6 protein-coding genes are annotated in these 5121 nt (G+C 55.2%); 3 read left to right on the top strand and 3 right to left on the bottom strand.

The genetic code is table 11. From position 1 onward, the window contains the following. Positions 1–258 precede the first annotated feature (258 nt). Positions 259–582, bottom strand: a complete 324-nt coding sequence (locus CHB83_RS23305) for a ribonuclease E inhibitor RraB (RefSeq protein WP_089334533.1) — start codon at positions 580–582, stop codon at positions 259–261. A gap of 157 nt (positions 583–739) precedes the next feature. On the opposite strand from CHB83_RS23305, the gene CHB83_RS24170 reads away from it, so the two are divergent. Next, the gene (locus tag CHB83_RS24170) at positions 740–1234 is read left to right on the top strand and encodes a hypothetical protein (protein WP_245855419.1); all 495 of its coding nucleotides are present in this window, start codon (positions 740–742) and stop codon (positions 1232–1234) included. 5 nt (positions 1235–1239) lie between these two features. On the opposite strand, the gene CHB83_RS23295 is transcribed toward CHB83_RS24170, so the two are convergent. After that, the gene (locus CHB83_RS23295) at positions 1240–2214 is read right to left on the bottom strand and encodes a replication initiation protein (protein ID WP_089334532.1); all 975 of its coding nucleotides are present in this window, start codon (positions 2212–2214) and stop codon (positions 1240–1242) included. A gap of 552 nt (positions 2215–2766) precedes the next feature. On the opposite strand from CHB83_RS23295, the gene CHB83_RS23290 reads away from it, so the two are divergent. Further along, positions 2767–3114 (top strand): hypothetical protein, encoded by a 348-nt coding sequence (locus CHB83_RS23290; protein WP_089334531.1) that lies wholly within the window; start codon positions 2767–2769, stop codon positions 3112–3114. A 242-nt stretch (positions 3115–3356) separates the two neighbouring features. After that, the gene (gene mobV / locus CHB83_RS23285) at positions 3357–4079 is read left to right on the top strand and encodes a MobV family relaxase (RefSeq protein WP_089334530.1); all 723 of its coding nucleotides are present in this window, start codon (positions 3357–3359) and stop codon (positions 4077–4079) included. 67 nt (positions 4080–4146) lie between these two features. On the opposite strand, the gene CHB83_RS23280 is transcribed toward mobV, so the two are convergent. Then, positions 4147–4689, bottom strand: a complete 543-nt coding sequence (locus tag CHB83_RS23280; protein WP_143437269.1) for a hypothetical protein — start codon at positions 4687–4689, stop codon at positions 4147–4149. Between the last annotated feature and the right edge of the window lie 432 nt (positions 4690–5121).

The following is a 5121-nucleotide window of genomic DNA, read 5'->3' as shown; positions in this document are numbered from 1 at the left end:
CCGGGAAAGCACCTGGTTGGGAGTTTACGAAACTCGTCTCCTTAACGCGTTTCGTAAACTTTGATTCGTAGACGAGTTTCTTAAACTCACCGGGGACTGCAGCGGCCTGCTGGCACCTGGTGCGGAGCAGCTGCTAGCAGTTTAAGAAAGGGAGCCTAATTGTGAACCGGAGAAAGCTGTCACTAGTACACCTTGTCCGCTGGGCTATTAAAGCGAGAGCAGCCGGCTGAACAGTTGCTTCTCCAACTGCAGCGGCCGCTATTTCTGTCCCACGTCCCAGCCGTCGTACAACGCCACCCCGCACCCCGCCGCCAGCTCGTTGAAGGCCAGGTTGCGCCGATGCAGCTTCTCAGCAGCCAACACCTCCGTCTTCGACACCTGCAGCACCCAGTCTTGGTCGTCGGCCTGGTGTAGTTCCTCGATGTGGTACCCGTGGTCTTCAAGCTCGCCAAAGAGCTGCCGCAACTTGTCCGGGTCTGGGTCGACGAAAAAGAACCCCCACTTCAAGGGGCCCGCCACGTCCCACCCGTCGGCCGTCATCTTGCGGAAGAAGCTATGTAAGCGGTCAAGCGATGCGTCCATGCGGGTTGAATTGAAGTTAGCGCAAGGTATAGAGCCGCGTTTACTTAAACGGTGATTTAAATATGGCACGTGGAAGCTTCGGATGCTTGTAAGACACGCGGTAAGACAGGAATTTTCAGCGTACCTATGTGTCTTACAACTTGTAAGACACGATTACATGAAGTCTAAAGTCAGTCTGACAGAAACCGAAAACGGTAAGACAAGCCTTCAAAATGGTCTTACAACGGCCGAAATCGGTAAGACAACTCCTGAAATCAGTCTTACAGAAACCGGTATTGGTAATACAGAGGAGGTAGTGGGAGAAAGCGACGGTCTTACAACAGGTAAGACCAGCAACAAAGGCGGGCGACCGGCTAAGCCGGCCAGTACCACGGCCGTGACCTGGTCAGTGCGCGGGGTGGAGCGCGAAACGCGGGCTATGCTGGAGAAGGCCGCGGCGCGGGCCGACAAGACGATGGGGCAGTACTTCAACGACGAGGTGCGCGCCTTTGTCCAGGGGGAGCTCAGCCAGGCCGAGGCCCCGCAACTGCCGGCCAGCCCCCGCGACCTGCAGGTACAGGTGGAGCAGCTGACGCAGATGGTCGAGGGCATTGCAGCCCGGTTGGCCGAGCCAGCGCGAAAGAGCCTTTGGCAGCGCGTTTTCGGCAAGTAGGCAGACTAGCCCTGCTTTTTGGTGGCCGCGTCGAATAACGGCCCATTTGCGGGCTTTTTAAGGCCCAGAATGGTGAGCAGGAGCCCAGAGAGAGAATGAGCTTTGGCGTGCTTGCCGGTTTTCAGGTCGTGGGCGAACTTGTTGCAGGCCGCCACGTGCGCCGCGCTGGCCAGGATGGTGGCCACCAGCTCGGGTGTGGTGATGCTTAGCTGGGCGAGTAGCCGGCCAGCATTCTCCACCTGGTGCTGCTGCATCCCCGCTGGGGCTGTGCCCGATGGCACCAAGTCGAACGGGATAGTTTCAGCCAGCGCCTGCGGTTTGACCGTGAAAACGATGTTTTTGAAGGCCTTGCCCTTCTTTTCCAGGGTGTAACTGACGTGCAGTTCGGTGTGCTCGTTGATTTGCTTTACGGCAATGTCTAAAACCTTGCTTTTCAAGTCGCTAATCCTTGCAGCTTTATCATTCCCCTTGTCGTCAAGCAGGCCGAGCATCTTCTTAAAGTCCTCTATGTCATACTTTTTGGTTTCGCCCTTGTCTTTCCACTGGCTGCATAATGGGTAAATACGCTTAGCATACTTGCTGCTGAGGCGTAGCGCAGCGGCCAAGCCGTATGAGGTAAAGTTGTTTTGCAGATTGAATAAGTAGGGAAGAATCTTGTCCGATAGCGTCACCTCGATAATCCTTGTGCCTTTCACATATTCCACGCTGCGAAACATCCAGAGCTGCATATGACGCTCTGGTGTTTCTACTTCAAACATGCGCGAGCCCATGTCTTCAGTGGCTTTGCGTAGGTACGGCAGATGATACTGCTTCCCAGTCAAAGTAGCCAGTTCTTTGATATCCAGCTCGTAGGTCTCCGATTTTTGGTCCTTTCGCAGCTTAGATACCAAGAAGAAAAAGAGGTCTAACTGCAGCTCCGTGTACTCATAGCGAGCGTTGGTTAAGATATTGTGCTGGCGGATTTCAATGTCTTTTATCACGGGAGTTACTGACTGATTCGGAGACAATTATACGGTATAAACGCTAATGGTCAACAAATAGCGTTTTGTTATAGCGTAGCAAAATGATTAAAAGCCGTTTTTACCGTGATTAAAAGCCGTTTTTACGTGATTAAAAGCCGTTTTTACGTGATTAAAAGCCGTTTTTACGTGATTAAAAGCCGTTTTTATTCCTTGTAATGCTCTGAGAATCAATCGACTGTGAGCCCTACAAATAGAACAAATACTTCAAATATCACAAGTTGTGTTTCGCGCGAGGAAAAAGGCTTTTAGAACGGTGGATAACTCCGACCGGAAAACAGAAAGCAAACAAAACACCCTAGAAGCCAGTGACTTGCGCGTATTCAATAAATACTATATAATTGGTAATCAACAGTATATAATTCAGCTGCCGAGCTTATGTACCCTCTTGCACCCGGGAGAACTTTGGCCCCCTGGGGCCGTGGGGAAGTAAGCCCGGAGCAGCGCCGGCACCGGGTGTAACCTAGTCGCTACCGATGCCCGTAGGAGATAGGCAAATAGCAATTTCCCTCTATGCGCTACACCTGCCAGCACTGTGCTACTGTTTATACTCCCCGCCGCAAAGGAGGGCGATTCTGTTCCACCAACTGCCGGGTAAGTGCCTGGGACAAGGCCCAAAAATCCGAGGAAGCGCAGTGGTTGTACCAGGGCGAAGAGGTCTACCTGGCTCGTAAGATTGACTTCCTGGGCGAGGAGGCCGGGAAGCTCTTGCCCCAGCTCAGCGATACCATGACCCCGGACCAGGTGCAGCAGATACGGACGCTATTGGACCGGATGCAGTACGAACGGGGTAACTCCGTGGTGCAGCGTCTGGTGAAGGGCAGTCCGGTACCACCAGGAGGCACAAGCATTAAGCCTTAGCGTCGATAAGCCCCTGATAGCGTAAGTGATAAGCGTAAATAATACTCTGTAAGCGTAAGGTGCAAACGTAAGCAAGCGTAATGTTCAAGCGTTGTGTACTCACTAGACAATTTTGGGCAGCCTAAGCGCTGCGCTTTAGGCTGCCTAAAATTGTCTGTTCGGCCCTGCGGGCACCCATTCTACCCGGTGGCCACCGGCACCCTTAGCCGGCCCGCTGGCCATCCTTTTCCCCTACCGCCCCGATGCCCTATGCCATCCTGCGCACGGCCAAGCTCAAGAGTGCCGGCAACCTGACTTCCCTCAACGAGCACCTCCAGCGGCTGCGGCCGACCCCCAACGCGGACGCCGAGCTGACCCCGCTCAACGTGCAGCTGGTGGGCAGCCCCGACTTAGCGGCCGACGTGCAGGCCCGCCTCGAGGCGGTGGGCTGCACCGTGCGCAGCAACGCCGTGCTGGCCGTCGAACACCTGATGACGTTTAGTCCCGAATTTTTGAACATTCGCAAGGAGCCCGGCCAGTCCAGCAAGTCGGCTCAGCTGGTCGGGTCGGCTGAGGATGGGGCCAGGCTGGCCGGCTTCCGGGACCAGGCGATGGAGTGGCTGAGCGAGCGCTATGGGAAAGAGAACGTGGTCAACGCCGTGCTGCACCTCGATGAGCAGACCCCGCACATCCACGCCACGGTTGTGCCCATCGACGCGGCCGGCAAGCTCAATTGCCGGGCGATGCTGGGCGACCGGCAGAAGATGCGCGATATGCAGACCAGCTTTGCGGCCAAGGTGGCCCCGCTCGGGCTGCAGCGCGGAGTTGAAGGCAGTCAGGCCCAGCACCAGGAGGTAAAGCGCTTCTACGGGCTGGTAAAGGAACTCAACCCGCAGCTGGAGCAGGAAGCCCAGCGCCAGGTGGCCCAGCAGCGCATACGTCAGGCCGGGCAGCAGCACAGCCGCAGCGGTGGAATAGGTATGTAGAGGCCAGCCTTACTTGAAGTACTGTTTAGCTGAACAGGTAATAGCAAGCCAAAACGACTGCCGAAACTTAGGCAGTCTGCACCCGGCCTACCCAGACCCACCCAATTTGCACAACGATAACCTCTCGGCCATCGGCCGTATTTCCGGGCCAGTGCGGTTTCTTCAGCGCCCACGCGTCCACATCCAACAGGTCTTCGGGCCAGCACGTGGTGATTTCCGCGCAAGCCGTCCAGTGTAAGTCGGCTACCCCCGGTAGCTGCTGGTACTCGGCGGGGAAAGGTGGCGCGTCAGCCTCGGCCACTTCTGCGAACACCTGCTCGTACCATGCCTGCTTCTCTGCAATGCCGGCCACTACTTGCGAGCGCCCAAAATCCGGCTCGTAGAGCCATACGGCTAGATAAAAATCGGGATAGTTGGGGGCAAGTTCCGCGTGCCAGCGGTTGCAATCGTCGACTAAGCGGGTTACCCACAGCTGCCGGATGGGTAAGGGAGGCTTAGAGTCGACCGACCAAGGGAATAGACCAAGCTTGATATAATCCCGGTGGGCCTCCTGCAAATAATGTACATCCAGTGTATGCGGAAGGGCGGCGCGGTGCTGATGCTCTCGCAAAAAACGGCGAAAGCCCCTGACCTTCTTTTTGCGCTTTTCCCGATACATAACCCTTTTTGCAATTCCACTCATGCCCAAAGCTACTGGGAAAGAGGCCAACAGCAATTGCTTGCTAAATCCGTTGCTTTTGCCACAAAATTCTCCTTTTGTCAAACACCCAAAATCAGCCCGGTCTCTCGTCAAAGTACCACGTTCAGCAGGTCGGGGCAGTGGGGAGAAAAACCACCACTTTTCCGAGGTGTCGGGTATAACGTACATTATGTTAAGGGACACAACCCAGATGGAGAGCGGACTTTCTAGAGCCGCCTGGCTGCGGGAAAGTCCTGTTTAACCAGGCCCGGGAAAGCACCTGGTTGGGAGTTTACGAAACTCGTCTCCTTAACGCGTTTCGTAAACTTTGATTCGTAGACGAGTTTCTTAAACTCACCGGGG

It is taken from the genome of Hymenobacter mucosus, from assembly GCF_900188255.1.
In the GTDB taxonomy this organism is placed as follows: domain Bacteria; phylum Bacteroidota; class Bacteroidia; order Cytophagales; family Hymenobacteraceae; genus Hymenobacter; species Hymenobacter mucosus.
This window is presented reverse-complemented; position numbering and strand designations above follow the sequence as displayed.

Bases quoted from the DNA above. Each gene is read 5' to 3' on its own strand.
- CHB83_RS23305 (WP_089334533.1), bottom strand. From the start codon at position 582: ATGGACGCATCGCTTGACCGCTTACATAGCTTCTTCCGCAAGATGACG.
- CHB83_RS24170 (WP_245855419.1), top strand. From the start codon at position 740: ATGAAGTCTAAAGTCAGTCTGACAGAAACCGAAAACGGTAAGACAAGC.
- CHB83_RS23290 (WP_089334531.1), top strand. From the start codon at position 2,767: ATGCGCTACACCTGCCAGCACTGTGCTACTGTTTATACTCCCCGCCGC.
- mobV (WP_089334530.1), top strand. From the start codon at position 3,357: ATGCCCTATGCCATCCTGCGCACGGCCAAGCTCAAGAGTGCCGGCAAC.